Origin of the sequence: Pseudoalteromonas rubra, assembly GCF_001482385.1 — a bacterium.
GTDB lineage: Bacteria > Pseudomonadota > Gammaproteobacteria > Enterobacterales > Alteromonadaceae > Pseudoalteromonas > Pseudoalteromonas ardens.
Genome location: NZ_CP013611.1, coordinates 1,865,308 through 1,891,480 on the forward strand (window position 1 = coordinate 1,865,308; position 26,173 = coordinate 1,891,480).

Sequence of the window (26,173 nt, forward strand, 5' to 3'; positions counted from 1 at the left end):
TGTCTGCACCAGCATTGGTATGGAGATCTTCGTCAGCCCTGTTTCGTGACGTCATCGCTACCCTGCCCACCCCGGTGTTCGGCTCGCATGGCTGCTTTGATGGCCTCCTCAGTCTGAATGAACAGCTTACGAAAATCATGGTCGTATTGCTGGCCATCGCTACCATGTTGCCAGGTATCGTAGAGCTGCTCGGATGCTGCCTGCTCGGTTTCCCAGAAGGCTTGTTTTTTCTGCGCCGCAGTGTCTGGCGTAAAGCCCAGACAGGTAAGCGCCTGTGCCCCCAAATCGAGCGCAGAATGATACGTTTCACTGACAATCACATCCGCGCCGGCATGTTTCAATTCGTAGTGATGGCCTCGGTCAAATGCTCTGGCCAACACTGTCACCCCAGGGTGGCTATGCTTGACCGACTGCACCAGTGCTTTCGCACTCTCTCTGTCATCAATGGCAACAACCAGCAAGGCAGCTTGCTCAATACCCGCGGTATGCAGCAATTCAGGTCGTGTGGCATCACCAAAGTAGGCCTTAACCTGAATGCGGCGCATTGACTCCACCTGGGTTGCATCCAGGTCCATCACCACAGTGTGAACGCCATTAGCGATGAGTAAACGATTAACAATTTGCCCAAAACGACCAATGCCTGCGATGATCACCTGCCCGTGTTCATCAATCTCATCATACTCCTGTTGATTGGCCGTATGTTGATAGCGGGGCAAAATCACTTTGTCGTAAAGAATAAACAAAGTCGGTGTCAGAAACATAGACAACGCCACAATCAGCTGCAGCAAGCTCACCGTGTCGGATGGGATGACATGGTTTTGCAACGCGTAGCTTAACAACACAAAGCCAAATTCCCCGGCCTGGGATAAACTCAGCACAAACAACCAGCGGTCACTATTGTGGATTTTAAACATCATAGCGAGTCCCCAAAGTACCGCGGCTTTTACCAACATCACGGTCAGCGTCAGACTCAGGATCAAAAGTAAGTGCTCAGAGAGTATGGCAAAATTGATCCCTGCCCCCACAGTAATGAAAAATAACCCCAGCAACAGACCTTTAAAAGGCTCAATATTTGATTCAAGCTCATGACGGAATTCGCTGTTCGCCAGTACTACCCCGGCCAGAAAAGTCCCCAGTGCCGGAGACAGCCCAACCAGACTCATCAAAGTAGCGATGCCAATCACAAGCAACAACGCGGTTGCGACAAAGATTTCCCGTAATCCGGAGTTAGCAACATAATGGAACAAAGGACGACTCAGATAATGACCTATCACAACCACACCAGCGATACTGGCAAAAATAGCCCCCGCGTAGGCCCAGGCTGGCAAACCTGCAACCAGGCTCAGTGATTCATGATGTTCCGCTGTGGTTTGCAGCGCTTGCGCTGCACTCATTAACTCAGGTAAAGCCAAAACAGGGATAAATGCCAGTATCGGTATCACAGCGATATCCTGCATCAGTAACACAGAAAACGCATTTTGCCCGCCTTCCGTTTTTGTCAGACCTTTCTCATTCAATGTTTGCAACACAATGGCGGTCGACGACAAAGAAAAGACCAGACCGATTGCCACCGCAATGGAAAGTGGCTGACCCAGTAGCCAGGCAATGCAGGCAAGCAACAGAGCACTCGCAGCCACCTGCAAGCCACCGAGTCCGAGCAACCGATGACGCATTTTCCACAGCATCTGAGGGTGTAACTCCAGCCCCACCAAAAACAACATCATCACCACGCCGAACTCAGCAAAGTGTTGTATTGTCGCCGTTTCCTTGCCGACGACACCTGCTACAGGACCGATCAGCACACCGGCTATCAGGTAACCCAACACTGAGCCAAGTCCCAGGCGTTTTGCCAGTGGCACCATCACCACTGCCGCGGCCAGATAGATAAAAGCCTGAATAAAATAACCGGTCATGCGAGAGCGTCCTCCATGGTTAAATGCTTTACCATCGCGCAACGACCGAGGCCATTACCGGATGGCTGTTGCTGAAATGGTTTCATATTCAAACATCTCTATATTGCACGCAGATCTTTTACACTTTAGTACGAAACGGATGACTGTGCCGACGGCACACTGCGTTTGCACTTGTTCATACAATCACAACCTAGTCTGATTTTCGCTGTAGCTCACTGAATCATTGTGAGACATCCAAGCGTATAAATTTTAGTCACGCAAAGTCCCTATATCAGTATTCTCCCGGACCGTTTGGTGATAATCTGTTCACAGTCGCAGCTTTAAGGATAAACGTTATGCACTCTTCCCCTCGTTTTCACTATATAGATAACTTGCGTAGCCTGGCACTTTTGTTGGGCGTGGTGTTCCATGCAGCGCTAGCCTATGGCCCTTACTTCTCAAACATCTGGTTTACCGCCGATCCGAGCAAACATGTCGCTTTTGAGTACTTTGCTATCTGGTCGCACTTATTCAGAATGCCGCTGTTTTTCGCCATCGCCGGGTTTTGCGCCGCACTGCTGATCAGTAAACGCGGGGGGAATGCCTTTATCAGCAATCGCCTCAAACGCGTTTTTTTGCCCTTTGTGATATTTTTTCCGCTGACCATGTTGGTGCTAATTCATGCGCTTGGCTGGGGCGCAGAAATCGTCCATGAAAAGCCGGGCCTGTTTACCATTTTTCAGTCCGTCGACGAACCGCTCATCTCCACCATGCACTTGTGGTTTCTATGGAACCTGACCCAGTTCTGCTGCATCATCTGGTTATTGCAAAAATATACTCAGGTCTATCAATCCATACTCGCCTTTGTCGTGCGCCCCCTGTTTTTAGGAGTAGCTTTGCCGGTACTGCTCACGCTTGCCATGCACCAGCAGCTGGTGCCATTCCCGGCGCCCGATAAGCTGTATCCGCAACTCTGGTCCTACGGGTTCTATGGTATCCTGTTTTTAATCGGTGCCGGGCTCTATCATCATCATACCCGGGTAGAACAGTACGCCAGATACTTTACGCCTTTACTGATACTGGCTTGTGTGTCATTACTGCCTTACTTTTACCTGATGGACCCTCCCCCCTCGATAGAAACCATCATTCGAGCAGCGAATACCGGAGACATGACGCCAGAGCACATCAATCTCTACGCCGTGCTCGCACAATCGGTTGCCATCGTTAGCTGGACCGGTGTTGCCTTCCTGGCCGGATATAAATGGCTCAATCAATACAGTCAGCTGAACAAGTATATGTCCGACGCGTCATACTGGATTTACCTCATTCATGTACCGGTACTGATGTACATCCAGTTTCCACTGAGCAATACCACGCTGCCATTATTACTTAAGCTCGTCATTTCGGTCACCACCACCCTGGCTATCGGTTTGGTAGGTTATCAGTTATTGGTCAGACATACCTGGATAGGCGTTCTGTTAAATGGCAAAAAAGCAAAACCAAGCACCTCCCCTCAACAGGCTGAATCTATGTCTTAGAAGCACCTAGGCCTGTACTATGAGAGCTGGCTTTCTTTTTCTCAGATAATGCCAGCCAGACCAACCTGAGAGTGATAAGAGCAGCCTATTTCTCTCTTCTTAGTCAGGCCTCTATACATAGGGAGTATTGAAAAAGTACACTCCACCTGCACAGAGTGAATATCACGCTCTCTATGCAGGAGCATCTCAATTGTCACTAACACAATTAAGTCGCCTCAAAGGTAATTAACATCTAAAAACAACGAAACTGAGAAGTAATATGAGTGAAAAAGGAAATCACCAGGAGTGAAGAAAAGCCTGCACTATGGCTATTCCTACAATTTATGCGACACGATTAAAAACCATAGCGATATATGCGACGAGGCAGGCTTAGATGGTTTTGAGTGGCGGTCATGCAACGACATTAATGCTCATGTTACTTCAAAAAGCTCGGGCAGGGATGGTATCAAACTTGATTCCTGTGGTAGGCAAATCAATGTTGAATGCAATATAAGCTGGCCTTCGAGACATGCGATCAACATCTTACGCCCCAGATCACTCCATGTTTTAAAACCATTTATATCTGGCAACAAGCATCAATATCGTTTAAGCACAACATCTGATCAAACAATAAATACGCCATCCATCCATATTATCCATCCACAGTTTGCGGATAACGCATGGGGCAAAAATGGTGGCTATTGGACGGGTGATATCATTCCACATGTTGATTTTGGAAACCGAGTCTCCAGATTAGTACTGCCCGAAAGCACAGCACCCGATGTTACAGCCAGTACATTGTATACCGTCAACAATGAGCGCGGAGTACTACTTTCAAACCTAACAGGAGCAAATGCACCTGACAAAGAGGTTGAGCTGTTTTTCGTCAATACAAATACTACGCTTGAGCATGCAAATGGAAACCTCAGACTGAAAGGCCACTCAAACGTCACGCCACCTGTGGGAGGAAGCATGAAATTGAGATTCATTAATAACTTATGGCATGAAACCTATCGCAGTTTTTAGTATCGCCTCAGCGCATGCTGTAAAACCAGCATACTGATACAAACAATCAACCTATTGGTTACTTTAATATAGTGAGGTCAACCAATAGGTTTTTTAATCGCCACCAGGGCACACCTGTGTCTGAATATAAAAAGTAAATTAAAAGCGAAAAACCACCCGACACATCCACCAACACTTACTCAATGATAACCACAAACAATTGATAAAAAAGCTTATTTTTATCTTATACAAACAATTTGGTATAAGCAGGCCCATTCGAACGACCGAACATCCTCTTCACGGCACACTTGAAAGCATATTCACCGTTACGAGGCCGTCACAATGGACAAAATACTTAATACGACTTCTGGATCAGAAGCAATAAAAGAGGCAGGCGCAGCCACATCGCACAGAGGTATATCAGCGCACACTGCTGGCAAGACGCTCAGTTGCACTGCCATATTCTGGTTTATTTCCGTGTTACTCGGGCAATGGTTTTTCTTTTACTACATCATTAAGTTTTACGGATTTTCCGTGATCAATGACAACATGGAAATCTGGAACCGCTGGGAGGTTATGGGTGCAACCCCTTACCATGTGGGAGACTTTGCCGGTAATCTGGCATTTGCAGCGCACACAATCGGCGCAGGCATCGTTGCGTTCGGCGGCGTATTTCAACTTATTCCTAAGATGCGCAACCGCTTCCCTACTTTCCATAAAATCAATGGCTACGTCTATCTGCTTACCGTCATTCTGTTGGCTTTCTCAGGGTATTACCTGGTGTGGTTCAGAGACGCAAGCCCGATCGAACTGGGCGACATAGGCACCAGTATCAATGGCTCTTTGATCCTGCTGTTCTCTTATTTAACGGTACGCAGCGCAATTAAAAAAGACATCGCGAGCCACAGAAAATGGGCTATCTGCTTGTTCCTTGTATCAAATGCGCAATGGTTCCTGAGAGTGGGCGTGTTCAGCTATCTGGTCACCGGTACCACCCTGGGTCTTGATCCCGCATTTGGTGACCCGTTTTTCCCAATGTGGACCTTTGGCTGCTTTTTAATCCCGCTACTGACCGCCAAGCTCTACTTTTATGCACAACAAAGCGGCGGTGCACAGGTGAAGTTGGCGGCCAGTGTCATCTTATGTGTACTCACACTGCTTATGCTGATCGGTATTATGGGGTATACGCCATTTTTGCTATCCGTTATGTCTGAAGATCCTATCTCCTTCTGATCCCTCAGCACCGACACAATCACAAAAAAGCAGGCCGATGGTATCATCGCCCTGCTTTACTTTAATAAAGCCTGTTTAACCGTGGTTATAACTGGTTGACATCGACACGCAGGGTATCCAAATGTGCACTAATGGCTGGATTAACCGTGTTAGAGGTGCCGCCACCCAGGTGTTTGGCAAAAAAGCGCTCCATTGCCACAATAGAGGCCAGTTTATTATTTTGCTTCATAAACCCATGCCCTTCGTCTTTTGCCAGAATATATTCGAGGGGGTGATTTTTAGCAGCCAGCGCTCTGGCAATATTATCCGATTCAACCTGTGTCACACGCGGGTCGTTTGCCCCCTGCACCAGCATCAAAGGTGCTTTGATTTGATCGACAAAGTTAATCGGTGAACGTGATTCCATATCTGCTCTGTCCTTTGCAATCTCTGGGTCACCTACTGAGACATACCAGGTCCCCAGATAAGGGCGGTAGTGTGCGGGGAAAGACTCCATCAAAGTCACCAGGCTGGATGGACCAACATAGGAAATCACCGCTTTATATACATCTGGTGTAAATGTCGCACCAGCCAATGCGGCATAGCCGCCGTAGGAAGCCCCCATGATACCCACGCGTTGCTTATCAGCAATGCCCTGCTCTATCAGGTAATTCACACCATCCGTTAAATCATGCTGCATTGTGCCTGTGCCCCAGTTTTTCTCGCCCAACTGAATAAAGCGCTTACCGAATCCCAATGAGCCGCGGAAGTTAGGTTGCAGCACGGCATAGCCGCGGTTAGCAAAATAATGCGCCACAGGAACAAAATAACCGCTGCTGTAGCCCCATTGATCTCGTGCCCAGGGACCGCCATGTGGCAACACTATGGTTGGCAGGTTCTTACTCAAGTTTTTAGGTAAAGTCAGATATGCCTGGATTTCAACACCATCTGATGCCGTATAAGTAATAGACTTTCGGTCTCCCAACAACTCAGGATCAAACCCTGGAGCCTCATTCAACAGGCCTGTCAGCTTATCCTGAGTCGGATAATACACATATTTTTGATCCGGGCGGTCAGCAAAAGACACCGTTAGCAACCACTGCTCTTCCTTATGGTTTATTTTATCTACTTTTAATTCAATATCTTGTGAGAAACGGTTGTGTATCTGTTGTAACGCTTTAGCCGCTGTGTCGGTCAGTGGGTAATTACGCAGCTTACCCCCATAGTAAGATACAATCAGTGGCTGCCCTTGCTCGTCAAATACAACATGGTGCAGATCAGAACTTTGCTGGGGGTCAAGGTGGACCGTCTCTGTCGACTTAGTTGCTAAATCTACTTTAATCAGTTCCTGTTTATCACGTCCTTCAATGCTGCCTGCAATAAAAGCGGTATTGGTTTGCTCATCAAAGCTGATGATCTCCAGGATCTCTCCCGGTGCAGTGGTCATCACCTTGAGCCAGCGCCCGTCTGTGAATGTGTACATGCTTCTGGAGTTATCAGCGTTGAGCGCCAACCCCAGTGCCACCTGACCCGATTTATTCAGCTGTGTCTCAAACAGACTCACACTGTTAGTCTGAGTTTGCGTCAGTTCGCCCTTATCCACCGTCAGGTGAAAATAATCAATGCGCTCCGGTGTTACGTGATTGGCGGCGACAGCCAAAATATTTGCATCCTGCTCAGACTGTCCCAACAGAATGTAATCGACCTCATCATTATGAGTGAGTCTCGTCATAGTGCTGGCTGTCAGATCTGTACTATTCAGCGCCAGTTTATAAATCTGGCTATTTTCATTGCCCTGATGATCCTTAGAAAACAAGATCTCGTTGCGATTGGCAGACCAGATAAAACTGTCAACCGAATCGATGAGGTTAGTCACAGGTACAGGTATCGCATCAGACTTATCGGCAGCCACCACAAACAGGTTATGTGCGCCGTTGTGCATTTTCAGAAATGCGATCCACTGGCCATCCTTTGACATCGAAATCGACTTTTTCTCACTGGTGCTGAATAAACTCTCTACATCCACAAATGCCGAAACATGCTGAACCGACTCTGCCTCGCTCACTGGCTGCTTGTCGCTCAGCGTACAGCCTGACAACACAGCCGTAGTGCCCAGTACGGTACTCAGTGCAACACTCAACGCTAATCTGGTTACTGTGCTTTTATTTTTCATCATGTCACTCCTTCTCTTTGTTGAAAATATCATTACACGGATTTTTATTATTGTAAAACGATAATTTATTTTCTTTTTTCAGAAATTAGTTTCTGTGTGATATGATTCTTATCAAGAACAACATAGAAACAAGGGATCTTTATGGTCAAATCGACAGACAAAATTCAGCGCTGGTGCGGCACCTTCCGTGCTGTGGTGCTGGGTATCAGTGGCTTGATATTTTCGTTTCTTATTTATCACCTGATCATCAATGGTGAGGTACGGTATATAGAAAGCGAGTCATTCAATTTATTGTGGAAAAGTGAGCAAATCAGTCACAGCATATTGTTTAGTCTCACTCTCCCCTTACTGGCTGGGATGCTGCTCAGTGTGTACTGGATAATCAGGCTATTAAAGCTCTTTAGTGGCGGACAGTTTTTTCATAACCACTGCTACACCTGCTATCAGGGGTTTATCTGGACAAAAATTGCATTGGTCCTCTATTCGTGTGGCCTGAATTTTTCTCTGGATTACTGGTATCACACACTCTACCACGCGAACCAGGTAGTGCTGAAAATCCCTTTTGGTGAGCTCACGACGCTCGGACTCTTCGCTGTGGTGGCCTATCTGCTTAAAGCAGCAAAAGAAATCGAAGATGAAAACAAGGAGTTCGTTTAAGCTATGGAGATTGTTGTGAACTTAGATGTGGTGATGGCAATGCGCAAAGTGTCATCCAAAGAGCTGGCCAAAGCCATAGGGATCACCGAAGCAAATTTGTCTTTGCTCAAACGCGGTAAGGTGAAGGGGGTGCGCTTTGAAACACTGGCGCAGATCTGTCGATATTTAGACTGTCAGCCCGGCGACTTGTTGGCCTTTAAACCAGACGAAGCGTAATCATTTAACAGGGTTGCAGGCCGCTGCAACCCTGGTTTTATGCGTGGGCCTTAAAATTGCGCCACAAACTGCAAGCTGGTTTCTTCACCAGCATCACGATCAATGTACTCAGCTCTTAGGTAGTAGCTGTCGTTAAAGAAGTACTTACCTTCCAGTGCTAAATCAGAGTCATAAGAGCCTACGCCCACAGCAATATTACGGTTAAAGTAATAGTTTACCAAAGCATTGGTATACGACTCATCGGTGTATCCTAAATCGACCTCATGATGAGATACATCCACGCTGATATAGCGCTCTGCATCCAGATGCATAAAGTAACGGCCAGATACCGTGTAATTGTCCATCTCATCATCTGTATCAATGGTTACACCCAAATAGTCGGTGTCATTGAGCTGATGATTGTACTCGGCTTTTAACCAGGTGCTGTCAGCGCCCAGGTCAGACTCATTGCGGCGAACACTCAGCTTCAGCGTGTCGTTATACAGATATCCAATCCCGTATGTGTAGTGGTCATCCATTTCACCCAGGTCACTAACCCGACCAATCACAAACACTTCTTTGTTGAAGTAACCTTCACCCGCAAAAGCGAAACGGTCCACATATTCGTCGTTGTAATAACCCAGTGCAACATTACTATCCGTATCCAGATAGCCATAGTCATCCCAAACGCCTGAGCTTTGCTGCGGAGCAAAGAAATAACGGCTGCTAATCATCAACGCATCGTTATCATACGCACGGTCCTGATCGGTATACGTGACGCTGTTAAACCATTGTTTAGTCTCGGTAGCGTGGGCTGATGTGGCGGTGATGACGGCAAGTGCCGCAAGTGTGAATAGCTTTTTCATAAAAAACCTTTATTTCCATATAGTAAAGCAGTATTGCTCACCACTGTAGTGAGCGCGGCGCATCATATAGAAGCGAAACTGAATGCGCAATGACTTTCTCAGGTTTTACCGAATTTCGCTTTACAGGTAATATGTTAGCCCGACGCGCTGAGTAAACTGAATTTTATATATGACGATAGTAATCATTGAAGACGAGCCCGCCATTGCCGATACGCTGGTCCACATTCTTGAAATGGACGGGTTCGACGTGCACTGGTTTACAACCGCTGGGGCTGGCTGCGAGTACTTACAGCAACACCCTGCCGATCTGTTGATCCTGGATGTTGGCCTGCCGGATGGAAACGGCTTTGACGTGTGCAAACAACTACGTCAGTATTCCGCTATTCCGATCATCTTCCTCACAGCACGCAGCGATGAAATTGACCGTGTGGTTGGCTTAGAAATTGGTGCGGACGATTATGTCACCAAACCCTTTAGTCCCAGAGAAATGCTCGCCCGGGTCAAACTCAGACTCAAAAAACTACATCCGCCTCTGACAAGTGTAGCGACGGAACAAGCACCCAAGTGGCAGGCCAAGAACTTTGATTATTACTACAAAGGGGCGGCACTTGGGCTGACAGCATTAGAGTTCAAACTGCTTGATGCACTTATCACCCATACACCGCGCGTTCTGAGCAGAGCCCAGCTACTGGATGCAACCCAAGCACCGGCTGATTGCGGTTATGAGCGCAATATCGACAGTCATATCAAAGCCATTCGGGTCAAAATGAAGCGTTATGACTGTGCAGAGTCGTTAAAAACCAAGCGAGGATTTGGCTACTATTTCGAGGGCTCAACGTGAAAGCACGACACTGGCCACGTATTCCGCTGGGGCTGAGATTTTTCATGCTTTATCTGATATTGGTTCTGCTGACGACTTACGTGATCAGCAATACGATGCTCAGAGAGATTAAGCCAACCATACGTCAGGCAACCGAAGAAACCCTGGTCGATATGGCCAACCTGCTCGCCGTTGTCGTGGCAGAAGATCTGGCTCAAGGTACCACCAGCAACAGCCGTCTGGTTGAACTGATGAAAATATATGGACAGCGAGAAGTCGATGCCGCTATTTGGGGAATTGAAAAGACCACTATGTCACATCGCATTTATCTCACGGATCATCGCGGTATTGTGGTTGCTGATTCCTGGCAGCAAGATGTCGGTACTGACTTTTCGCAATGGAACGACGTATACCTGACTTTGCGCGGAGAATACGGCGCCCGATCCAGTGCCACCGACCCAGACGACCCCCTGTCAACGGTTATGCATGTCGCCGCCCCGGTGATTTACCAGGATCAGATCATCGGCAGTCTCACCGTTGCCAAAGCAAACCGTTCGGTTCAGCCATTTATCGAACACAGTCAGCAACGTATAGTGAAATGGCTCGCTCTGCTAAGTTTACTCGCACTTCTGATTGGCGCACTCATCGCCTGGCGGATCAATTCAGCGGTGAGTAAACTCGCTAACTACGCAAGAAAAATGGGCCAGGGCGAGCAAGCTGATAAACCCCAATTCAGGGTCTTTTACGAGTATCGCCAACTCAGTGACGCCGTAGAACAAATGCGTAATCAACTCGATGGTAAGGTTTATATAGAACAATATGTTGAAACTTTAACACATGAATTAAAAAGTCCACTGTCTGGGATCAAAGGGGCCAGCGAACTACTACAGATGCCGTTGAGTGATGATAAACGTCATCAGTTTGCACACAATATTGAGCGCGAAACCCAGCGAATGCAGCAGCTGATCGACAGGCTTCTGGAATTGGCCCGGCTGGAACAGTTGCCCACGTTGAATACCCGACAATCTGTGTCAGTTGCACCTCTGCTTCACCAGTGTGAGCAAATCCTGGCCCATCGGGTAGTGCAAAAATCGGTTACCTTCACCACGACACAGGCGCGGATATCAACGGTCAATGGCGATCCCTTTCTGTTACAACAAGCGCTCCTTAATTTGCTGGAAAATGCCCTGGACTTTGTTCCCTCACACGGAGATATCAGCCTGTCTGTCACCTCTGCCGGCAACACATGTTCGTTCAGCATCTACAACACCGGCCCGGCAATCCCAGACTATGCGCTGCCCAGATTATGTGAGCGATTTTACTCCCTGCCTCGTGCCAACGGCGCAAAGAGCACCGGACTGGGTCTCAATTTTGTGGAGCGGGTTGCCAAACTGCATCACGGTAAGTTGACCATCAACAACCGCGCGCAAGGCGTGGAAGCCACACTCACCATTAAAACTCCATAGAGTCTCCACATATCCCCCATTCTGACACCAATTATCTCGGTTAACCTGTCGACAAATCAGGCCTAACCGAGATACTTATGACACAACAAATTACCGAAAAGACAGGGATCAAATTAGCCATCATCGCCGCAATCATTTTATTGCTGATGATTCCCATCGCCATGATCACCGACTTGATCGACGAGCGCTCCGCCACTGAACACACTGTACAACAGGAAATTGCCCGCAGCACCAGCGGAACTCAATCTCTGATTGCCCCCTTTATTTACGCTGAATATGAGGTATCCACAGAAGTCGATGGCGTACATACGCGCATAAAGCACCAGCGTACCTTTCTCCCCAAGCAATTGATGGTAAAGGGATCGCTCGACACGTTCGAAAAGTACCGCAGCATATACAAGGCACAGCTTTATCGTGCAGACTTGGCGCTCACTGGTCACTTTGATCCCAAACAGCTAAGTGATTTGGCTGACCTCACACCAACCCGGGTCGCCATGGTGTTAGGCGTCAGCGATATCCGGGGCATTGGCCTCAACACCCAGATTTCACTCAACGGGCAAACCCACTCACTGATCCCCGGCACCACATTAAATTCTATAGAAGAAGGCGTGCACATTGCGCTGCCCATCACAACATTGCGCGATAACGCTTTGGCGTTTGATATTCAATTAGATTTGCAAGGGATGACTTCATTGTCGATCGCGCCCCTGGGCGCTCGAACTGAAGTATCATTAGACGCCAACTGGCCACACCCCAGCTTTCAGGGAGAATATCTGCCCGTTCACTCTGAGATCACTGACACCCATTTTAGCGCCAGCTGGCAAACCAGCTATTTTGCCACCAATATGAAAGAGCTATTTTCGCGTTGTATTTTTAAGCACCAGTGCGAACAGTTAGAAGCACGCAATATGGGCGTGCGCCTCGTGGAGCCGGTTGACCATTACCTGAAAAGTCATCGTGCCACAAACTATGCACTGTTGGTGATTATTTTAGTGATATCGAGTTTCTTTCTGCTGGAACTCAGTAAGACCAAAGCCATCCACCCGGTACAATACGGGTTTGTCGGGCTGTCGCTAGCGGTCTTTTATCTGTTGCTGATTTCTCTGAGCGAGCATCTGGGCTTTGCCTGGGCTTATGCGCTATCAGCACTGGCAGCCATCCTGCTGTTGGTCAGCTACATTTGGGGGATACTGCAAAGCGCAAAGCTCAGTGCTGCTTATCTCATTGCTTTGAGTGCCCTGTATGCCATGCTCTACGCCATGTTAAGCGCCGAACATTATGCGCTACTGCTGGGTAGCCTGCTGTGCTTTACGGTACTCGCGGCGGTTATGCTGGCGACCCGACACGTCAACTGGTATGGCACAACGCAGGCTGCTAGTGGACCCCCCCACGCTCAACACAGCAACTCACCCGCTCAATAATCACCAGAGCATGTTGCAGGTTTAGTCCGACATCACTGGCTTGCCATCAATTAACACCACAGTTATCTGATGGCACGCACACATGAGAGCGCAATCACAGCGCCAATTAACAACCCAGCACATGAACAATAAAGAAAAACAACACTAATATACGTGACTTTCCCGTAAAAACTCAAAGATCCATAAAGTACAGCAGCTGGATTACTCCACGGCAGATAAAAATTGAGCAAACACCTGTTGATGACACCATGTAAAAGGTACACTTACATTTTATCTAAAAAGGACTAACCATGTTAAAAAAAGCAATAACCTTAGCACTTGCCCTGACAACCTTGAGCACAACAGCCAGTGTAACGAATCACAATGGTGAAATAGCCAATATGAGAACCTGGGTGTCCGGTTCGAATACTTATGGAGTCTGGGTTAGTTTGAAAAGTAACCCAAGTATTTGCCCCGGTGGTTTTTACCTGCCTCATACGTCTGACAATAAACAACTGGTTTACAGCACCTTACTCGCAGCACGCTTGTCTGGCAAAGCCATTATGATCCAGGCTGCAGACAGCTCCTACAAAATTGGCGATCGATGCCGCATCAACTACGTTATGCTTTAAAAATCGCCAACCTGGGTGTTTAAATTAAACACCCTCATACTTCTCGATGACCCAGATAGAACAACCCCGTCCAAACTCATTATTGCTCCACATTTTTGCTATATACTAAACACTGGGTAAGAATAGATTAGGAAATACAATGCGCCATTTAACACGTGCCATTTTAGCGAGCGCTATGCTCACCACACTATCCGGGTGTGATCTTGGGGGTGACGATAAACTCCCTATCGTGATCCCGGTTGAACAGAGCAAAAGCAATATTGCCATTACCAAGATATCCACAGGTCCACTAGAAACACTGGAACCCAATACCGCTGTGCAGGTCTTTTATGATGTAGACATCAGCGGCTTTAAGGATATCGACGTTGATGTGCACTTCTACCTGGTGCATGCAGCAGAATTAGATACCTCTGACGGTGAAGAAGCTGAAATCGAAGAAGCCCATAAAGTAGGCGCATTGGAGTTAATTCAGGTCACTGAAGGCAGTCACAGCTTTGAAACGGAAATCACCATTCCGGATACCCTGCTGGGTGGTCATTATCACTTAATCGCACAGATTGACCCGCATGATGATCATGCCGAGGACATTGAAGAAGACAACCACCCATCGGTTGACCACGCACCTTTCTCTGAGGGCGAGTTTCCTTTCGCTGACATACAGGTAAGGGTACCAGAAAGCCATGATTACAAGCTGCTAAACGCAGAATTTGGTCAACAAGCGTTGATCCTGGATGTACCAAATAATACCGACGGTACCAGCGAGCACCATTCTGACCTGGTCGGCTACCTGACTGCGGACTATGAAGGGGGCAATCTGGGCAGCACCGCGATTACCGTGGAAGTTTTAGTAGACGGTAACTGGCAACCGACCCACTTCTGGAATACCGAAAACACCGCTTATGAGGCGCAGCTAACGCATAATTTCACAGTCGGCTTGCACGATGAGCACATTGGTTTTGACATTGCACTGGATGACGCGCTGCTCACTCAGATTTATCAGGGCTACGACGCGACTCAGGAGCAGTCTTTACAGGTTCGCTTCACTCTGACGGATTTGGCTCAGAATGCCGAAACCATTACAGACAACAATGTGATCGAAACTGAAATCCCGCTGTACTTCTTTACCGGTGACAACACGGACACCGAGCAGAGCCTGGCAAAGCGCGATGCGCAATACGCAGTGGGACTGGCTAACATCAAGCTTGAGAAAGAGTTTGATAAATCTTATGGCAACAAGTCTAAGTTCAGTGTCGGTGTTGATTTAAGTGGCCAGTTGTTTATTGTTCCAACTGGTGATCCGGGTGGCCGGATCGCAGGTGAAGGCATCGTTGAAGCGTACTTTTTCAATGCTAAAAACACCTTATTCAGTATTTCATATGACGGCAGTGCTTATATCAGCGGACAGAACACAGGCTATGCATCGGAAATGATCATCTTCAATAACGTTGCGTTTGAAGATGAGAAATACACCACCAAGTATGAAAAGTCATGGGAAAAATCCTGGGAAGAAGAAAAAGTTCTGGCGCAGGCGCGCTTTACCATAGGTCCGGTGCCTATGAGTGTTGAAGCAGGCGTGACAGGTAGCCTGGGCTTTGAGCTGACCGTAGGGTATAACGCTGAGCTTTATGCCGAGGGCGACTTGTTCCATGTTGACTTTAACGCCTTTGGTCGTGGTGGTGTGAATCTTGGCTTAGTCTCAGCCGGTATCCAGGCGATTTTGACCTTGATCGACAATACTTTTGCCATGGAGTCCAATGCGGGCTTTGCCCTGGTCTCTAACGGTAACAAAGCACCACACATTTATTATGGTATTGAGCTGAAGAACGACCTGGATGTGATTTCAGGTAAATTTGGTTTATACGCCGAGACCATTGGCGTGAAATGGTGTAAGAAATGGGGGATCCCTTATCCGTGTGGTAAGAAAACCCACCGCTACGACCTGTGGCTATACCAGACACCAAGCGTGTATAACAAATCCTGGACTTTGTACTCCAAAGAGGACGAAATCGAACTATGACCTCGTGTCGATTGACTCTGCTTGCAGCGCCCTGGGTGGCGCTGACAAGCGCGCAGGTAATGGCTGGTGCATTCTGCCAGCCGCAATACCAGTTTGACATCCAAAGCCAAACCTCCTTTGACTACATTAAGCTGCAAAGTGCCCCGCAAACCTCTATGGTGCATTTACAAGGTAAGCTGTCGCTCAAACCGGCGCAAAAAGGAGAAGAATACAACTGGTGGGCGATTAAAGCCGATCAGGTCGTTGCGGTTCAGGGCAAAGAACGTATGCCGTTGCCTAGTTATGAACACCCGTTTGCCTTTAAACTCACCGACAAAGGCCTGATCAGTGACTTTCACTTTGCAGGTCAGCTCGACCAGCAGACTCAGGACAAGCTAAAAGGGTTAGCTTACTATCTTCAATATCAAAGAGATATTAGTGAGGTAAGTAAAGAGCCCGATACGCTGGGCCAGTATCAACCCGCTTACCAACAGGTCGATAAGCAGTTAAAAATGGTCAAACGACATTACAGCGACTTTGACCGCACTCAGCTGACGACCTTTAATCGTATCGACATACTCGATTCTGCGCACCTGATCACCCCAGATAGCTGCTTTTTGGTGCACCGGGAAGGTCAGGAGGCCCTGGCCCTGTCAGGTACCGATCTGCGATTTGGCTCGCAACAAAACTATACCCTGACGCAGCTTAGCCAGCCTTTTAACAGTGCCTTGTACGAATTAGGCACCGATCTGACTACCTGGCAACGCACCACAGCCGAGCTCAGCGAAGCAGAAAAGGCGCGTCTGGCAGCCGAGTTACAGCAGCTGATCACCGGTCAGGATATCACTCAGATAGATGCCCATACGCTGTCTATTCTGCTGAAAAAATACGACGCTGTCATTGGCACTTTGGCGCCGTTGATGCTTTCAGGCACACTCAACGACAAGGCTCAGATGCGCCTGTTCAATGCACTGGGCCAACTAGACTCAGCCACCAGTCAGCAGTTACTCAGCCAGCTGCTACAGGCTGAGAAGCAACCACTCACTCAGTTTCGTGCACTGCGCGCACTGACCCAGGGCAGTGCACCATTGTCACAACAAGCCACTGATATGCTATTGGAAATGCTGACAAATGGATTCAGCACCTTAGACTCAGAAGTCGAGTCCAGTTTCTATATGTCACTCGGCACCTTACTCAACAACCGCCGTGCATCGGATACCGCGATGCAGTTAAGCCTGGCAATCACTGAACAGATCACGCTGGGCGAAAACGAGGGTAAAACTGCCAACCTCATCACCGCTTTAGGGAACAGTCGTGATCCCCAGCATGAGCCGCTGCTCAATGCGCATCTGTCTGACAGCAGTGCCCGTATTGAGAAAGCCTCCATCCGTGCGCTGGGCATGATGCAAACCGACGCGGCTTATCAGAATCTGGAACAGCACTTTTTTAACGCTCCAGCGCGCAATAAAAAGGCGTTGATCAGTGCATTAGGGAATTATCAGATGAGTGCCAAAACCAGTGACACTGTGCTTAATATGGCAGTGAATGATAAGGACGATACCATTCGTTTGGCTGCTATCAATGCATTGGCTACCCAGCAGCAAAAAGACGCGATCAAGCCCGTGTTACGCCAGGCGCTGCAAAACGAAACCTCGCGACGTAACTTTAAGGCCATCATAAAACTGTTACACAGCAAAGAGCAACAGGCGCAATAGCGCCTTTTGTTCATCATCCCAGCCAAACCGCGATACGATATCACTCCTGCTCGCCGGGTATTTGAACAAAATGAGCGCTTGCCAACCCGCAATGTGGCACACAAATAGTCGATAAGTGGTCGATCTTAATCCCGTTTGCTTTGGTTGATGGGCCTGAACGATTCAATGCCTTAAGATCAAGAGTTCAGGGCATATCACAACGCATGCTGACACAAACCTTGCGCGATATGGAACGCGATGGCTATGTCAAACGCACCGTTTATGCAGATGTTAAGGTTGAGTATGAACTCACCGAGCTGGGACGAGGGCAGGCTACGTCGGCCTGGCAACTGGTGTCGTGGGCCGACGATCACCTTGATGAAATTACCGTAGCCCGCGCCCGTTACGATGAAGCCAGTCAGTCTTGATCGTTAAGTCTCTCGCTGCCTGATCGCGGTAACCTGTTCATAGCCAATGCCCCAGTTGTCAGTCGAGACTTCATCAATAACCACAAAGGTAGTCTCCGGGCTTTTCCCTAATACATCGACCATCAACTGGGTAGTGCCTTTGATCAATGACTGCTTCTGTGCATTTGTCACCCCTTCATCGGTGACACGAATGTGAATATAAGGCATAACTACTCCTGGTGAGTGTGCGGTAAATCCGCATACATTTTGTTGACTATTCGCCACTGGTCCTGTTCTTTCAACAAGCCCAGAAAGTCGACGTAAGTATGTTCAAACAACGGGCATAACACCTTGACCATGGCCTGTTGCCCAAGCAAGTCAACCGCCAGCACCTGGTAAGCAAATTCATCGCCTTTGTCCGCTGGTGAGGTGCGATGGCTGACCAGCTTTAGCCACTCATCCAGACTGCGCCTCAAACCCGGCGTTTTGAGCCAGCAGTCAGGATGAAACAGAGGACGTAATGCCTCACTACTCCCGTCATGTAACCCCTTGAAATAGCTGTGTACTATGGCCAGGACCTGACTCAGATCCGCTTTCATTTCAGCGTGTTCCATTATGCCCCCTGTGCTTGTTCAGCTTGCAGCGCTGCCACAAAGCCTGGCATGCGCTTTACTGCTTCAATCATCTGTGCAGTGCGCGGTGGGATCACGATGTCGACCTCAAATGCAGCCCCCCAGCGCGAATACACTGCCAGCAAAATATCGGCAACTGACGCGTGCTGCCCACCCAAAAATGGCTGAGATTGCAACTGAGATTCGACCTGCAGCCATAGCTGATTGATCCCCTTCGCAGCTGCTTCAAACAGTTGCTGGCGCACAGTGCCATGCTGCATAACACGCGCAATAAAAAACAACCTGGAATAGGCCGGATGCATAGTGGCATTGGCAAACAACAATTGCTCAATCGCTCGGCGACGAGCTGGCCCCTGCTCAGTGGGAAACAAATGGCTGGGATGCTTACTAGTGAGATGCAGCATAATCGCGGCCCCTTCAACAAGTTGTTCGTCTCCATCAATGAGTACCGGAACCTGTTGGGCAGGATTCACGGTTGAAAAGTCACTGAGGGTATCGGCACGGATAAGCGTCACATCCTGCTCTAGTTCACGTAATACGGTGTTCACGGCGAGTGAACAGGCTTCCTGAATGTAGTAAAGGGTGTACATAATCATCGTCCTTCTTATCGGATAATACAGACGAGTTTGGTGTGCTTCGTCTGCGGTTATTTTCAATGCCTTTAGTCTATGACCTGCTCTTTGTTTGATATATAACTACAAAAGAAACCGAGTGTTCACTCATAAGAAACAATGTATGCTTAAGTCAATACAATCCGTGGCCAATAAGGACAATTTATATGAACAAACTACGTGCTATTGAGCTCTTCGTGAAATTGGCGGAAGTGGGTAGCTTTACCCAGGTTGCTGAACAATTCAGCACATCAAAATCGATGGTCAGCAAAGAAATAAGCCGTCTTGAAGATCAACTTGGCGCACGCTTGTTACATCGCACCACCCGCAATATCCAGCTGACTCAGGTCGGTGAGGGTTATTTGCAACGTGCCAGGGATATTCTCAATAAGCTGGAGGAGGCAGACACCTTTGTTCAGTCAACACAGCAGGCCCCCAGGGGGAAGCTAAAAGTGAACTTACCTATGGTGCTGGGGATAACGGACTTGGGGAAAATGTTTGCAGACTTTATGCAGGCTTACCCGAAAATAGAACTCGACATTCATCTTGGTGATGAGGATATTGACCTGGTTGAGCAAGGGTTTGATCTGGGTCTGCGGGCCACCAGCCGGCCCATTGACAGCAATTACATCGGCCGTGAAATCACCCGGTTTGACTATCACATTTGCGCCAGTCCAGCATACCTGGCGACACATCCAAACATTACTCATCCTCGCGATTTGACTCAGCATAACTGCTTTGAATACCGTTATTTTAAAGGAAAAAATATCTGGCCGCTGGCTGAAGGCGTCAAAATTACTGGCACATTAAAAGCGAACAATGTTCTGTTTATGCTGGAAGCCATTAAATCCGGCCTAGGGATAGGTATATTGCCGGAATTTGCCTGTCGGCACGCCATTGAAGCCAAAGAAGTGGTGAGTATTCTGCCGGATAGTAAGAAACCGCAACTCACCCTACTTGCTCTCTACCCAGCCCGTCACCACGTACCGGCCAGCGTGTTGCAATGCATCCAGTTTTTACAGCATTGGTTTACACACCAGTATCCAATCAACCAGCGTGTCATTTGAGCACAGCACCATTCACCTGGATCACACCGGGATATCGATTATCCGCAATTGTTGAGACTCATCTCCCTGCGCCAGCACTGTCCCTTGGGGGTCAACAATGAGGCTGTTGCCAATGAAACGGACCCCGGTACTACAGTCATGATCCATACCCAGGCGATTGGCGGCTATCACATAGACACTATGGTCTTTGGCGGCCTTTTTGATAACTTCCAGGCTGTCCTCCCCACAAAAGTTAGACGGATTAAGAATGATCTGCACGCCCTGTTGTTTGAGCGCCTCCAGCCCATCTTCAAACCAGATGTCGTAACACAATAAAACACCGATTTTTACCCCCTGAACTTCATACACGCAGAAATCCTTACCTGGCACAAATCGTAACTGATCCGTTTGCGCTAGATGTACTTTGCGGTGAATGCCAAGTAAACCGTCTGGACCTGTCAGCAGTGTACTATTGTAGAGCTGATCTTCGTGGCACTCAGCCAGGCCGGCAACAATGCAGGCCGACTTTTCCTGCGCCACGGTTTGCAATAACATTGAAGATGCCCCCTGATACAAATCTTCTGCCAGCTCACTCACTTGCTGACGATCGAAGAATATGCTCCCCGTGGTGCACAACTCAGGGAGCAACAAGAGATCAAATTCATGAGACATCATCAGCGCCTGCTTGATGGCGTCACGGTTTTGTTCAGGCTCGGCAAATGCCACGTCGAACTGAAAAAAGCCCACTTTCATCACACTTCCTTACTTATAAAATTTGGTCAAACTGGCGAAACGTCAGATTAAAACGGGGACCGGCCCCTTCTGATGCCCGCGGTACTGCATGTTGGTAGCGTGACTGAAAGCCCTCACCCATGACAAACAGGGAGCCATTTGCCAGCTCAAGCGAGTGCACTTCCTGATGATCTTGTGTATTGCGTATCAGGAAGGTACGTTTTGCGCCTATGCTCAAAGAGGGAATGACATTGGTGGAGCCAAACGCTGGCAAATCACAGTGAAAATCCATCCACTCTTCTCCATCTGGATAATACAGGCACACACACACAGGAAAAACTAACCCGGTCAGCGCTGTCAGACGCTGATGGATCTGCTCGATTAACGGAAACCAGGGTTGTTGTCTGCCATGGAACCAACCAAATTGCCCAGATTGGGCAAGTTCGGGCTCTAACAGATTGACTTTCCATGGTAAAATTTCGGATTCTGACCCATCCCCCATGGTAATGGTTTCAGGCTGTGACAGGTCAAAGTGCTCTGTCAGCCACTGAAACAAAGCCTGGCTTTGTGCGTCAGTTAAAAAGTTGGGGTCATAGCTCGAGTCACATTGTAATGACAGCGTCATGGCGCGTTCCTTTTGGTGTTTCTGTGTAGACTTTCACTGATCCTGCCTGCGCTGTCAATAACAGAGGATTACATCTTTTGTGATTGGCCTTTTGCACGCACGCTAGGTAAAATGTCGGCCCTTGAAATAAATGCCAGTCGCAGGTTATCCGTGTTAGTGAATTACGCTCCCCCTACCAATCCTTATCTTGATATTCTCCATCAGGACGAGCATATGCTGGTATTGAATAAACCCAGTGGCCTGCTGAGCGTGCCAGGGAAAGATCCGAAACACTGGGACAGTGTGATCAGCCGGGTTAACCTTGTCTACCCCAATGCGAAAATTGTGCATCGTTTGGATATGGCTACATCCGGGGTACTATGCCTGGCAATGAACAAAGCCGCACATCGCTTTCTCAGCATTCAATTTCAGGACCGCCTCACTGCCAAGCGCTATATTGCGAGGGTGCATGGCCACCTGCAACAAACCAGTGGTTCAGTGGATCTACCACTGATCTGTGATTGGCCGAACCGCCCGAAACAAATGGTTTGTCATGAAACAGGCAAGCCCTCATTGACACATTTTGAGGTGCTGACGCACGAAGCACACGCCACCCGGGTTAAGCTAACACCTATCACCGGGCGCTCGCATCAGCTGCGTGTACACATGCTCTCGCTGGGCCATCCAATTTTAGGCGATCGCCTCTACGCTCAGGGCGAGGCACTTGCTGCGGCCCCAAGGCTTCAGCTTCATGCCGAAATGCTCCAGATCCGTCACCCCGACAGTGAAGACATGATGACCTTTATTGCCCCGGTGCCGTTTTAAACAAATCCAGCGCACTGGCTGTCATGGCACGCACGCCGGTTTTAATGGTCAACGGGTAGTCCGGTGCAAACTTGCTGGAATGCAAAGACGGCAAAGACTCGCCTGAGAATTGGGCCTGTCGGTAAGCTTCGGGCTCCACACCGCCCAGCCAGAATATCGTTGCCGGTATGTTTTCCGGTGTACGACCGTACAGACCAAAATCTTCCCCCGCCATCACAGGCTCTGCTTTGACGACTTGCGCATCACCCAGTTCCTTACGAATGCTTTGTTCCACCCGTACTGCCAGTTCAGGTGTGTTATAGGTTGACGGAATGCTCTCTTCTTCATGCACATACACGATAGGGGCAAGCTCAGGGGGTAAGCCAGCACTTTGCGCTACGCCCTTCGTCATGCGTTCCAGCGCGGCAATTTGTTGCTCGCGCACCGCCGGATCATAAGAGCGTAAAGTCAGCTGAAGCTTCACTTCGTTAGAGATGATGTTGTGTTTAGAGCCACCATGGATCGAACCCACCGTAATCACCGAAGGCTTTAAAGGTGATATCTCCCGACTGGTAATGGTTTGCGCTGCCAGCACGATACGCGATGCCAATACCACCGGGTCGATTGTGGTGTGCGGATAAGCACCATGCCCGCCTTTACCGCGCACAGTAATGTCAACCGAGTCGACATTGGCCAGTGCATAGCCTGGCGCAATGGCCACCTGACCCGCTGGTAATGAGGCACTCACATGCAGGCCAAGTACATGATCAGGCTTCGCAAAACGGCTAAACAAACCTTCTTTAAGCATGGCTTTTGCCCCTGCCCCTACTTCTTCTGCCGGTTGCGCCACCATCATCAAGGTCCCCTGCCATTGATCACGGTTATTAGCCAGTTGCTGTGCTGTACCGATAAAGCTGGTCATGTGAATATCATGACCACACCCGTGCATCACACCCACCTCATTATTACTGGCATCTTTTACTCTCACTTTTGAAGCATAAGACTTGCCGGTTTGCTCTACGATGGGCAGACCATCGGTATCAGCACGGATCATCACAGTGGGTCCCTCGCCATTGCGCAGCAGGGCCACAACGCCATGTCCGCCAATGTTTTCGGTCACCTCAAAACCCAACTGTTTTAGCTCTTTAGCAAGGCGTTTGGCGGTTTGCGATTCCTGATAAGACAGTTCAGGATTCTGATGCAAATGCAAATATAGCGCTTCAAGCTCAGGCAACGCCCGGGCGACTTCAGTGTTCAGTTGATACGCTCCTGCGCTGTGACTCGCCAGCGCCAGCGATAATGCAGATAGTAGTGTTTTCATCATTGTTATTCTTACTGTTTTTTTGGATTTATCAGCTTGCGAAGAAATCGCACGAATTGCAACCACTTTGCGTTATCAGACTCTGTGTGAGGTTAATAAACCACCCGATCCGGCCTTTATTTATGCCTAACCTTTGCTAAGCTTAAATTCTGAACAACCATCTCAATACGGCCGTGAAAACGATTACTATCAACGACTTAAAACCAGGCATGTTTGTTGTTGGTGTCACCCAGCAAGCGGGCAATGTGCGAGTCAAAAGCCAGGGCTGGGTACGCACCAAAGGGGCAATTGGTGCACTGCAAAAAGCTGGCGTGCTGGAAGTGGAAATCGATCCAGACAAAACCCTACAGACCAAGCAGCAAAAGCAAGCACGGTCGGATGAATGCCCACATGAAGAAGACGTCACCGTGCACGATCCCTGGCACAAAACCACCAGTGTCGAGGCCGAGCTGGATCTGGCCACCACTTTATACGAAGAAGCAAAAGGGTTGCAGGAAAAAGCCTTTGCAGATTTCAAAGCAGGTAAAGCCATCGCCGTTGACGAGTTTAAACAAACCGCGTCTGGCTTTATTGACTCCATATTTCGTAATCAAGATGCCCTAGCCTGTATTGCCCGGATCCGTGAAAAAGACAGCTATTTACTGGAGCATTCACTGAATGTGTCCATTTTAATGAGTATTTTTGCCAAACACCTGGGCCTGGAGCGTGACATCATAGAGCAGCTGGCCACCGGTGCCTTATTACATGATATCGGCAAAATTAAAATATCCAGCCAGATCCTCAACAAACCCGGAAAACTCAGTGACGATGAGTACCGCTTAATGATGGAGCATGCCAGATACAGTTATGAAATTGTCGGGGAAAGTGGCTTAGGTCAGATAGCCACTGAAATTGGAGGCTTTCATCATGAGCGACTGGACGGCAGTGGCTACCCCTATGGCAAAAAAGCCGATGCACTTTCTCAGTATGTGCGCATGGCTGCCATTGTTGACGTATACGATGCCTTAACAGCAGAACGCGTGTATAAGGTAGGCCTGACACCGATCCGTGCCTTTCGTATTTTAAAAGACGGCACCCCCAAACATTATGACGCCGATCTGCTGGCGCACTTTATCAATTGTATTGGCGTATACCCGGTCGGCACCCTGGTGAAGCTGAAAAGTGAACGCATTGGCATTGTTGCCTCAAGCAATCCGCAAGAGCCGCTCAAGCCTGTGGTGAAAGTGTTTTATCATGCCAAAAACATGCTTTATACCGAAGTAAAAGACATAGACTTGGCTGATAAGCGGGTGACTGATGAACTGGAAGCGGCGATAAAACCGGAAGAGTTCAGCATTGACCTGATCCGATTTTTCCGCCACACCATGATGCCCTGAGTAACAACTACTCTGCGGGCCAATCCTGCATGGCCTGCAGCGTAAACTCTATGCCATCAAAATCGAACATGGCCTGCTCCGGTGTGATCTCCACCAGTTGCAGCGCTCCCATGTTATCTCCTTCATATAACTCACGATTATTAAGCTTGATCCAGCGCTTTTCAGCATCAGTGGCATAAATATGTGCCTGATAACGTAACCTTGGCAAACTATTTTGTAGCTGCACAGGCAACAACTCAACCGGCGTCGCACGTGCCGACCCTCTGGTGCTGGATAACACCTCAGAGGCAACCTGCTCAGACTGCGGAGCAGTGTCTTCTACAGCCTGTTCAAACGCTTTTTTTAGCTCATCCGGTACACCAGCCAGTGCCTGAGCTTCCTGACGCTCCGCTTCTTGGCGGGCCGCGTTCGCACGGGCTTGCTCCAGGGGGACCCCAAGCACCCGATAGCCACTCAGATCTTCCAGCGGTTGTTGTAATGGTTGCCCCTGATTGGCCGTGAACATCGCAGCATTGTTGGGCTGATAAGCCTGTTGTGTCGCCGCATACTGATTCCCGACAGACTGCTGTACAATCTGGCCATTGGCTGAAACGGGCACCAACTGCTGTGAATACACCGGCTGTCCCTGAGAATCGAAGCCTACCTGAACAGACATCCACTGATAATGGATCTGACGCTGCGCGCTGTGCATCACAGGGTTAGTAGTCTGATTGACCGGCTGACTGATAATTTGTCCGGGCTGCACGACAACCTGGTTGCTAACTGGCACCTGAGTCACTGGCGCAGGTGCCATCACAGGCACTGCCGCCTGAGTTTGTGTTGTTTGAGGCGATAGACTGCTTTGCGGATTGGCTTGCTTATCCTCAGCCGCCACACTTGCTTCATCACCTTCATCTGCGGTACTTGCCAGCACTTCAGTTTGGGGAACACTCTGAACCGCTTCTCCCACAAAGTAACCGGCACTTAGCGAGCACACACTGATCAGCGCCCCACCCAAAGTAAGGCTTAAACGGCGATAAAAACGGACCTGTTGCTCATGACGTGATTGTTGATAATCCTGCTCAGAGTCGATTTGTTGAGATTGTTTTAATGCATTGATTAGGTACGACATATCA

25 protein-coding genes are annotated in these 26,173 nt (G+C 48.7%); 15 read left to right on the forward strand and 10 right to left on the reverse strand.

The annotated features are described in order from the left end of the window. Window positions 1–32: 32 nt before the first annotated feature. Window positions 33–1,913, reverse strand: a complete 1,881-nt coding sequence (locus AT705_RS08210) for a monovalent cation:proton antiporter-2 (CPA2) family protein (protein ID WP_058796220.1) — start codon at window positions 1,911–1,913, stop codon at window positions 33–35. A gap of 335 nt (window positions 1,914–2,248) precedes the next feature. On the opposite strand from AT705_RS08210, the gene AT705_RS08215 reads away from it, so the two are divergent. The 3 genes from AT705_RS08215 (at window position 2,249) to AT705_RS08225 (ending at window position 5,647) form a co-directional block, all read left to right on the forward strand. After that, entirely contained in the window at window positions 2,249–3,430 is a 1,182-nt protein-coding gene (locus tag AT705_RS08215) for an acyltransferase family protein (protein WP_058796221.1), read from the forward strand. Window positions 3,431–3,715: 285 nt separating this feature from the next. Next, window positions 3,716–4,435 (forward strand): hypothetical protein, encoded by a 720-nt coding sequence (locus AT705_RS08220; protein WP_058796222.1) that lies wholly within the window; start codon window positions 3,716–3,718, stop codon window positions 4,433–4,435. A gap of 321 nt (window positions 4,436–4,756) precedes the next feature. Continuing rightward, the gene (locus tag AT705_RS08225; RefSeq protein ID WP_058796223.1) at window positions 4,757–5,647 is read left to right on the forward strand and encodes a DUF2306 domain-containing protein; all 891 of its coding nucleotides are present in this window, start codon (window positions 4,757–4,759) and stop codon (window positions 5,645–5,647) included. 85 nt (window positions 5,648–5,732) lie between these two features. Here AT705_RS08225 and AT705_RS08230 read toward each other — a convergent pair whose 3' ends face one another. Beyond that, window positions 5,733–7,802: a S9 family peptidase gene (locus AT705_RS08230; RefSeq protein ID WP_237113801.1), complete on the reverse strand. Its 2,070-nt coding sequence runs from the start codon at window positions 7,800–7,802 to the stop codon at window positions 5,733–5,735. 138 nt (window positions 7,803–7,940) lie between these two features. Between AT705_RS08230 and AT705_RS08235 the strand changes: the two genes are divergently transcribed. Continuing rightward, a complete protein-coding gene (locus tag AT705_RS08235; protein ID WP_058796225.1) occupies window positions 7,941–8,456 on the forward strand; it encodes a hypothetical protein in 516 nt (171 codons plus the stop codon). A 3-nt stretch (window positions 8,457–8,459) separates the two neighbouring features. Beyond that, window positions 8,460–8,672: a helix-turn-helix domain-containing protein gene (locus AT705_RS08240; protein WP_010384149.1), complete on the forward strand. Its 213-nt coding sequence runs from the start codon at window positions 8,460–8,462 to the stop codon at window positions 8,670–8,672. A 50-nt stretch (window positions 8,673–8,722) separates the two neighbouring features. On the opposite strand, the gene AT705_RS08245 is transcribed toward AT705_RS08240, so the two are convergent. After that, window positions 8,723–9,517: a putative porin gene (locus AT705_RS08245; RefSeq protein WP_049866513.1), complete on the reverse strand. Its 795-nt coding sequence runs from the start codon at window positions 9,515–9,517 to the stop codon at window positions 8,723–8,725. A gap of 169 nt (window positions 9,518–9,686) precedes the next feature. On the opposite strand from AT705_RS08245, the gene AT705_RS08250 reads away from it, so the two are divergent. From AT705_RS08250 to AT705_RS08280, 7 genes are all read left to right on the forward strand, one after another. Beyond that, window positions 9,687–10,358 (forward strand): response regulator, encoded by a 672-nt coding sequence (locus tag AT705_RS08250; protein WP_058796226.1) that lies wholly within the window; start codon window positions 9,687–9,689, stop codon window positions 10,356–10,358. Then, a complete protein-coding gene (creC, locus tag AT705_RS08255) occupies window positions 10,355–11,803 on the forward strand; it encodes a two-component system sensor histidine kinase CreC (RefSeq protein WP_082668949.1) in 1,449 nt (482 codons plus the stop codon). The genes AT705_RS08250 and creC overlap by 4 nt, the downstream gene beginning before the upstream one ends. Before the next feature lie 77 nt (window positions 11,804–11,880). Beyond that, window positions 11,881–13,224, forward strand: a complete 1,344-nt coding sequence (creD, locus tag AT705_RS08260; RefSeq protein ID WP_058796227.1) for a cell envelope integrity protein CreD — start codon at window positions 11,881–11,883, stop codon at window positions 13,222–13,224. A 290-nt stretch (window positions 13,225–13,514) separates the two neighbouring features. After that, window positions 13,515–13,835 (forward strand): hypothetical protein, encoded by a 321-nt coding sequence (locus tag AT705_RS08265; protein ID WP_058796228.1) that lies wholly within the window; start codon window positions 13,515–13,517, stop codon window positions 13,833–13,835. 139 nt (window positions 13,836–13,974) lie between these two features. Then, window positions 13,975–15,852: a hypothetical protein gene (locus AT705_RS08270; protein ID WP_058796229.1), complete on the forward strand. Its 1,878-nt coding sequence runs from the start codon at window positions 13,975–13,977 to the stop codon at window positions 15,850–15,852. Then, window positions 15,849–17,546: a HEAT repeat domain-containing protein gene (locus tag AT705_RS08275; RefSeq protein ID WP_058796230.1), complete on the forward strand. Its 1,698-nt coding sequence runs from the start codon at window positions 15,849–15,851 to the stop codon at window positions 17,544–17,546. Before AT705_RS08270 ends, AT705_RS08275 begins: the two co-directional genes overlap by 4 nt. Before the next feature lie 140 nt (window positions 17,547–17,686). Further along, window positions 17,687–17,953, forward strand: coding sequence for a winged helix-turn-helix transcriptional regulator (locus tag AT705_RS08280; protein ID WP_237113802.1), 267 nt, complete (start codon window positions 17,687–17,689; stop codon window positions 17,951–17,953). Between the two features lie 3 nt (window positions 17,954–17,956). Here the strand turns inward: AT705_RS08280 and AT705_RS08285 are convergent, their stop codons facing one another. The 3 genes from AT705_RS08285 to AT705_RS08295 are packed head-to-tail and all read right to left on the reverse strand — an operon-like array spanning window position 17,957 to window position 19,154. Next, window positions 17,957–18,160: a tautomerase family protein gene (locus AT705_RS08285; protein ID WP_058796231.1), complete on the reverse strand. Its 204-nt coding sequence runs from the start codon at window positions 18,158–18,160 to the stop codon at window positions 17,957–17,959. Window positions 18,161–18,162: 2 nt separating this feature from the next. Continuing rightward, window positions 18,163–18,546: a nuclear transport factor 2 family protein gene (locus tag AT705_RS08290; protein ID WP_058796232.1), complete on the reverse strand. Its 384-nt coding sequence runs from the start codon at window positions 18,544–18,546 to the stop codon at window positions 18,163–18,165. Further along, window positions 18,546–19,154 (reverse strand): glutathione S-transferase family protein, encoded by a 609-nt coding sequence (locus tag AT705_RS08295; protein ID WP_058797939.1) that lies wholly within the window; start codon window positions 19,152–19,154, stop codon window positions 18,546–18,548. Before AT705_RS08295 ends, AT705_RS08290 begins: the two co-directional genes overlap by 1 nt. 188 nt (window positions 19,155–19,342) lie before the next feature. Here AT705_RS08295 and AT705_RS08300 point away from each other — a divergent pair, with 188 nt between their 5' ends. Next, window positions 19,343–20,242 (forward strand): LysR family transcriptional regulator, encoded by a 900-nt coding sequence (locus AT705_RS08300; RefSeq protein WP_058796233.1) that lies wholly within the window; start codon window positions 19,343–19,345, stop codon window positions 20,240–20,242. A 21-nt stretch (window positions 20,243–20,263) separates the two neighbouring features. Here AT705_RS08300 and AT705_RS08305 read toward each other — a convergent pair whose 3' ends face one another. Beyond that, window positions 20,264–20,974, reverse strand: a complete 711-nt coding sequence (locus AT705_RS08305; protein WP_058796234.1) for a nitrilase-related carbon-nitrogen hydrolase — start codon at window positions 20,972–20,974, stop codon at window positions 20,264–20,266. Between the two features lie 13 nt (window positions 20,975–20,987). Further along, complete coding sequence (locus tag AT705_RS08310) at window positions 20,988–21,578, reverse strand: alpha-ketoglutarate-dependent dioxygenase AlkB (RefSeq protein ID WP_058796235.1); 591 nt, start codon at window positions 21,576–21,578, stop codon at window positions 20,988–20,990. A gap of 150 nt (window positions 21,579–21,728) precedes the next feature. Between AT705_RS08310 and rluA the strand changes: the two genes are divergently transcribed. Beyond that, a complete protein-coding gene (gene rluA, locus AT705_RS08315) occupies window positions 21,729–22,382 on the forward strand; it encodes a bifunctional tRNA pseudouridine(32) synthase/23S rRNA pseudouridine(746) synthase RluA (RefSeq protein WP_208856779.1) in 654 nt (217 codons plus the stop codon). Here the strand turns inward: rluA and AT705_RS08320 are convergent. Then, on the reverse strand, window positions 22,360–23,685 hold the full coding sequence (locus AT705_RS08320) for an amidohydrolase (RefSeq protein ID WP_058796237.1): 1,326 nt from the start codon (window positions 23,683–23,685) through the stop codon (window positions 22,360–22,362). The two genes, rluA and AT705_RS08320, sit on opposite strands and share 23 nt — an antisense overlap. A gap of 170 nt (window positions 23,686–23,855) precedes the next feature. Here AT705_RS08320 and AT705_RS08325 point away from each other — a divergent pair, with 170 nt between their 5' ends. Then, window positions 23,856–25,058 carry an HD-GYP domain-containing protein gene (locus AT705_RS08325; protein ID WP_082668951.1) on the forward strand — a complete coding sequence of 401 codons (1,203 nt, stop codon included), beginning with the start codon at window positions 23,856–23,858 and terminating at the stop codon, window positions 25,056–25,058. Between the two features lie 7 nt (window positions 25,059–25,065). On the opposite strand, the gene AT705_RS08330 is transcribed toward AT705_RS08325, so the two are convergent. Then, the gene (locus AT705_RS08330) at window positions 25,066–26,169 is read right to left on the reverse strand and encodes a general secretion pathway protein GspB (RefSeq protein ID WP_058796238.1); all 1,104 of its coding nucleotides are present in this window, start codon (window positions 26,167–26,169) and stop codon (window positions 25,066–25,068) included. Between the last annotated feature and the right edge of the window lie 4 nt (window positions 26,170–26,173).

What these genes read in the sequence shown, in the direction of transcription:
- AT705_RS08210 (WP_058796220.1), bottom strand. Translation starts at nt 1,913, where the DNA reads ATGACCGGTTATTTTATTCAGGCTTTTATCTATCTGGCCGCGGCAGTG.
- AT705_RS08215 (WP_058796221.1), top strand. Translation starts at nt 2,249, where the DNA reads ATGCACTCTTCCCCTCGTTTTCACTATATAGATAACTTGCGTAGCCTG.
- AT705_RS08225 (WP_058796223.1), top strand. Translation starts at nt 4,757, where the DNA reads ATGGACAAAATACTTAATACGACTTCTGGATCAGAAGCAATAAAAGAG.
- AT705_RS08230 (WP_237113801.1), bottom strand. Translation starts at nt 7,802, where the DNA reads ATGATGAAAAATAAAAGCACAGTAACCAGATTAGCGTTGAGTGTTGCA.
- AT705_RS08235 (WP_058796225.1), top strand. Translation starts at nt 7,941, where the DNA reads ATGGTCAAATCGACAGACAAAATTCAGCGCTGGTGCGGCACCTTCCGT.
- AT705_RS08240 (WP_010384149.1), top strand. Translation starts at nt 8,460, where the DNA reads ATGGAGATTGTTGTGAACTTAGATGTGGTGATGGCAATGCGCAAAGTG.
- AT705_RS08245 (WP_049866513.1), bottom strand. Translation starts at nt 9,517, where the DNA reads ATGAAAAAGCTATTCACACTTGCGGCACTTGCCGTCATCACCGCCACA.
- AT705_RS08250 (WP_058796226.1), top strand. Translation starts at nt 9,687, where the DNA reads ATGACGATAGTAATCATTGAAGACGAGCCCGCCATTGCCGATACGCTG.
- creD (WP_058796227.1), top strand. Translation starts at nt 11,881, where the DNA reads ATGACACAACAAATTACCGAAAAGACAGGGATCAAATTAGCCATCATC.
- AT705_RS08265 (WP_058796228.1), top strand. Translation starts at nt 13,515, where the DNA reads ATGTTAAAAAAAGCAATAACCTTAGCACTTGCCCTGACAACCTTGAGC.
- AT705_RS08270 (WP_058796229.1), top strand. Translation starts at nt 13,975, where the DNA reads ATGCGCCATTTAACACGTGCCATTTTAGCGAGCGCTATGCTCACCACA.
- AT705_RS08275 (WP_058796230.1), top strand. Translation starts at nt 15,849, where the DNA reads ATGACCTCGTGTCGATTGACTCTGCTTGCAGCGCCCTGGGTGGCGCTG.
- AT705_RS08285 (WP_058796231.1), bottom strand. Translation starts at nt 18,160, where the DNA reads ATGCCTTATATTCACATTCGTGTCACCGATGAAGGGGTGACAAATGCA.
- AT705_RS08290 (WP_058796232.1), bottom strand. Translation starts at nt 18,546, where the DNA reads ATGGAACACGCTGAAATGAAAGCGGATCTGAGTCAGGTCCTGGCCATA.
- AT705_RS08295 (WP_058797939.1), bottom strand. Translation starts at nt 19,154, where the DNA reads ATGTACACCCTTTACTACATTCAGGAAGCCTGTTCACTCGCCGTGAAC.
- AT705_RS08300 (WP_058796233.1), top strand. Translation starts at nt 19,343, where the DNA reads ATGAACAAACTACGTGCTATTGAGCTCTTCGTGAAATTGGCGGAAGTG.
- AT705_RS08305 (WP_058796234.1), bottom strand. Translation starts at nt 20,974, where the DNA reads ATGAAAGTGGGCTTTTTTCAGTTCGACGTGGCATTTGCCGAGCCTGAA.
- AT705_RS08310 (WP_058796235.1), bottom strand. Translation starts at nt 21,578, where the DNA reads ATGACGCTGTCATTACAATGTGACTCGAGCTATGACCCCAACTTTTTA.
- AT705_RS08320 (WP_058796237.1), bottom strand. Translation starts at nt 23,685, where the DNA reads ATGATGAAAACACTACTATCTGCATTATCGCTGGCGCTGGCGAGTCAC.
- AT705_RS08330 (WP_058796238.1), bottom strand. Translation starts at nt 26,169, where the DNA reads ATGTCGTACCTAATCAATGCATTAAAACAATCTCAACAAATCGACTCT.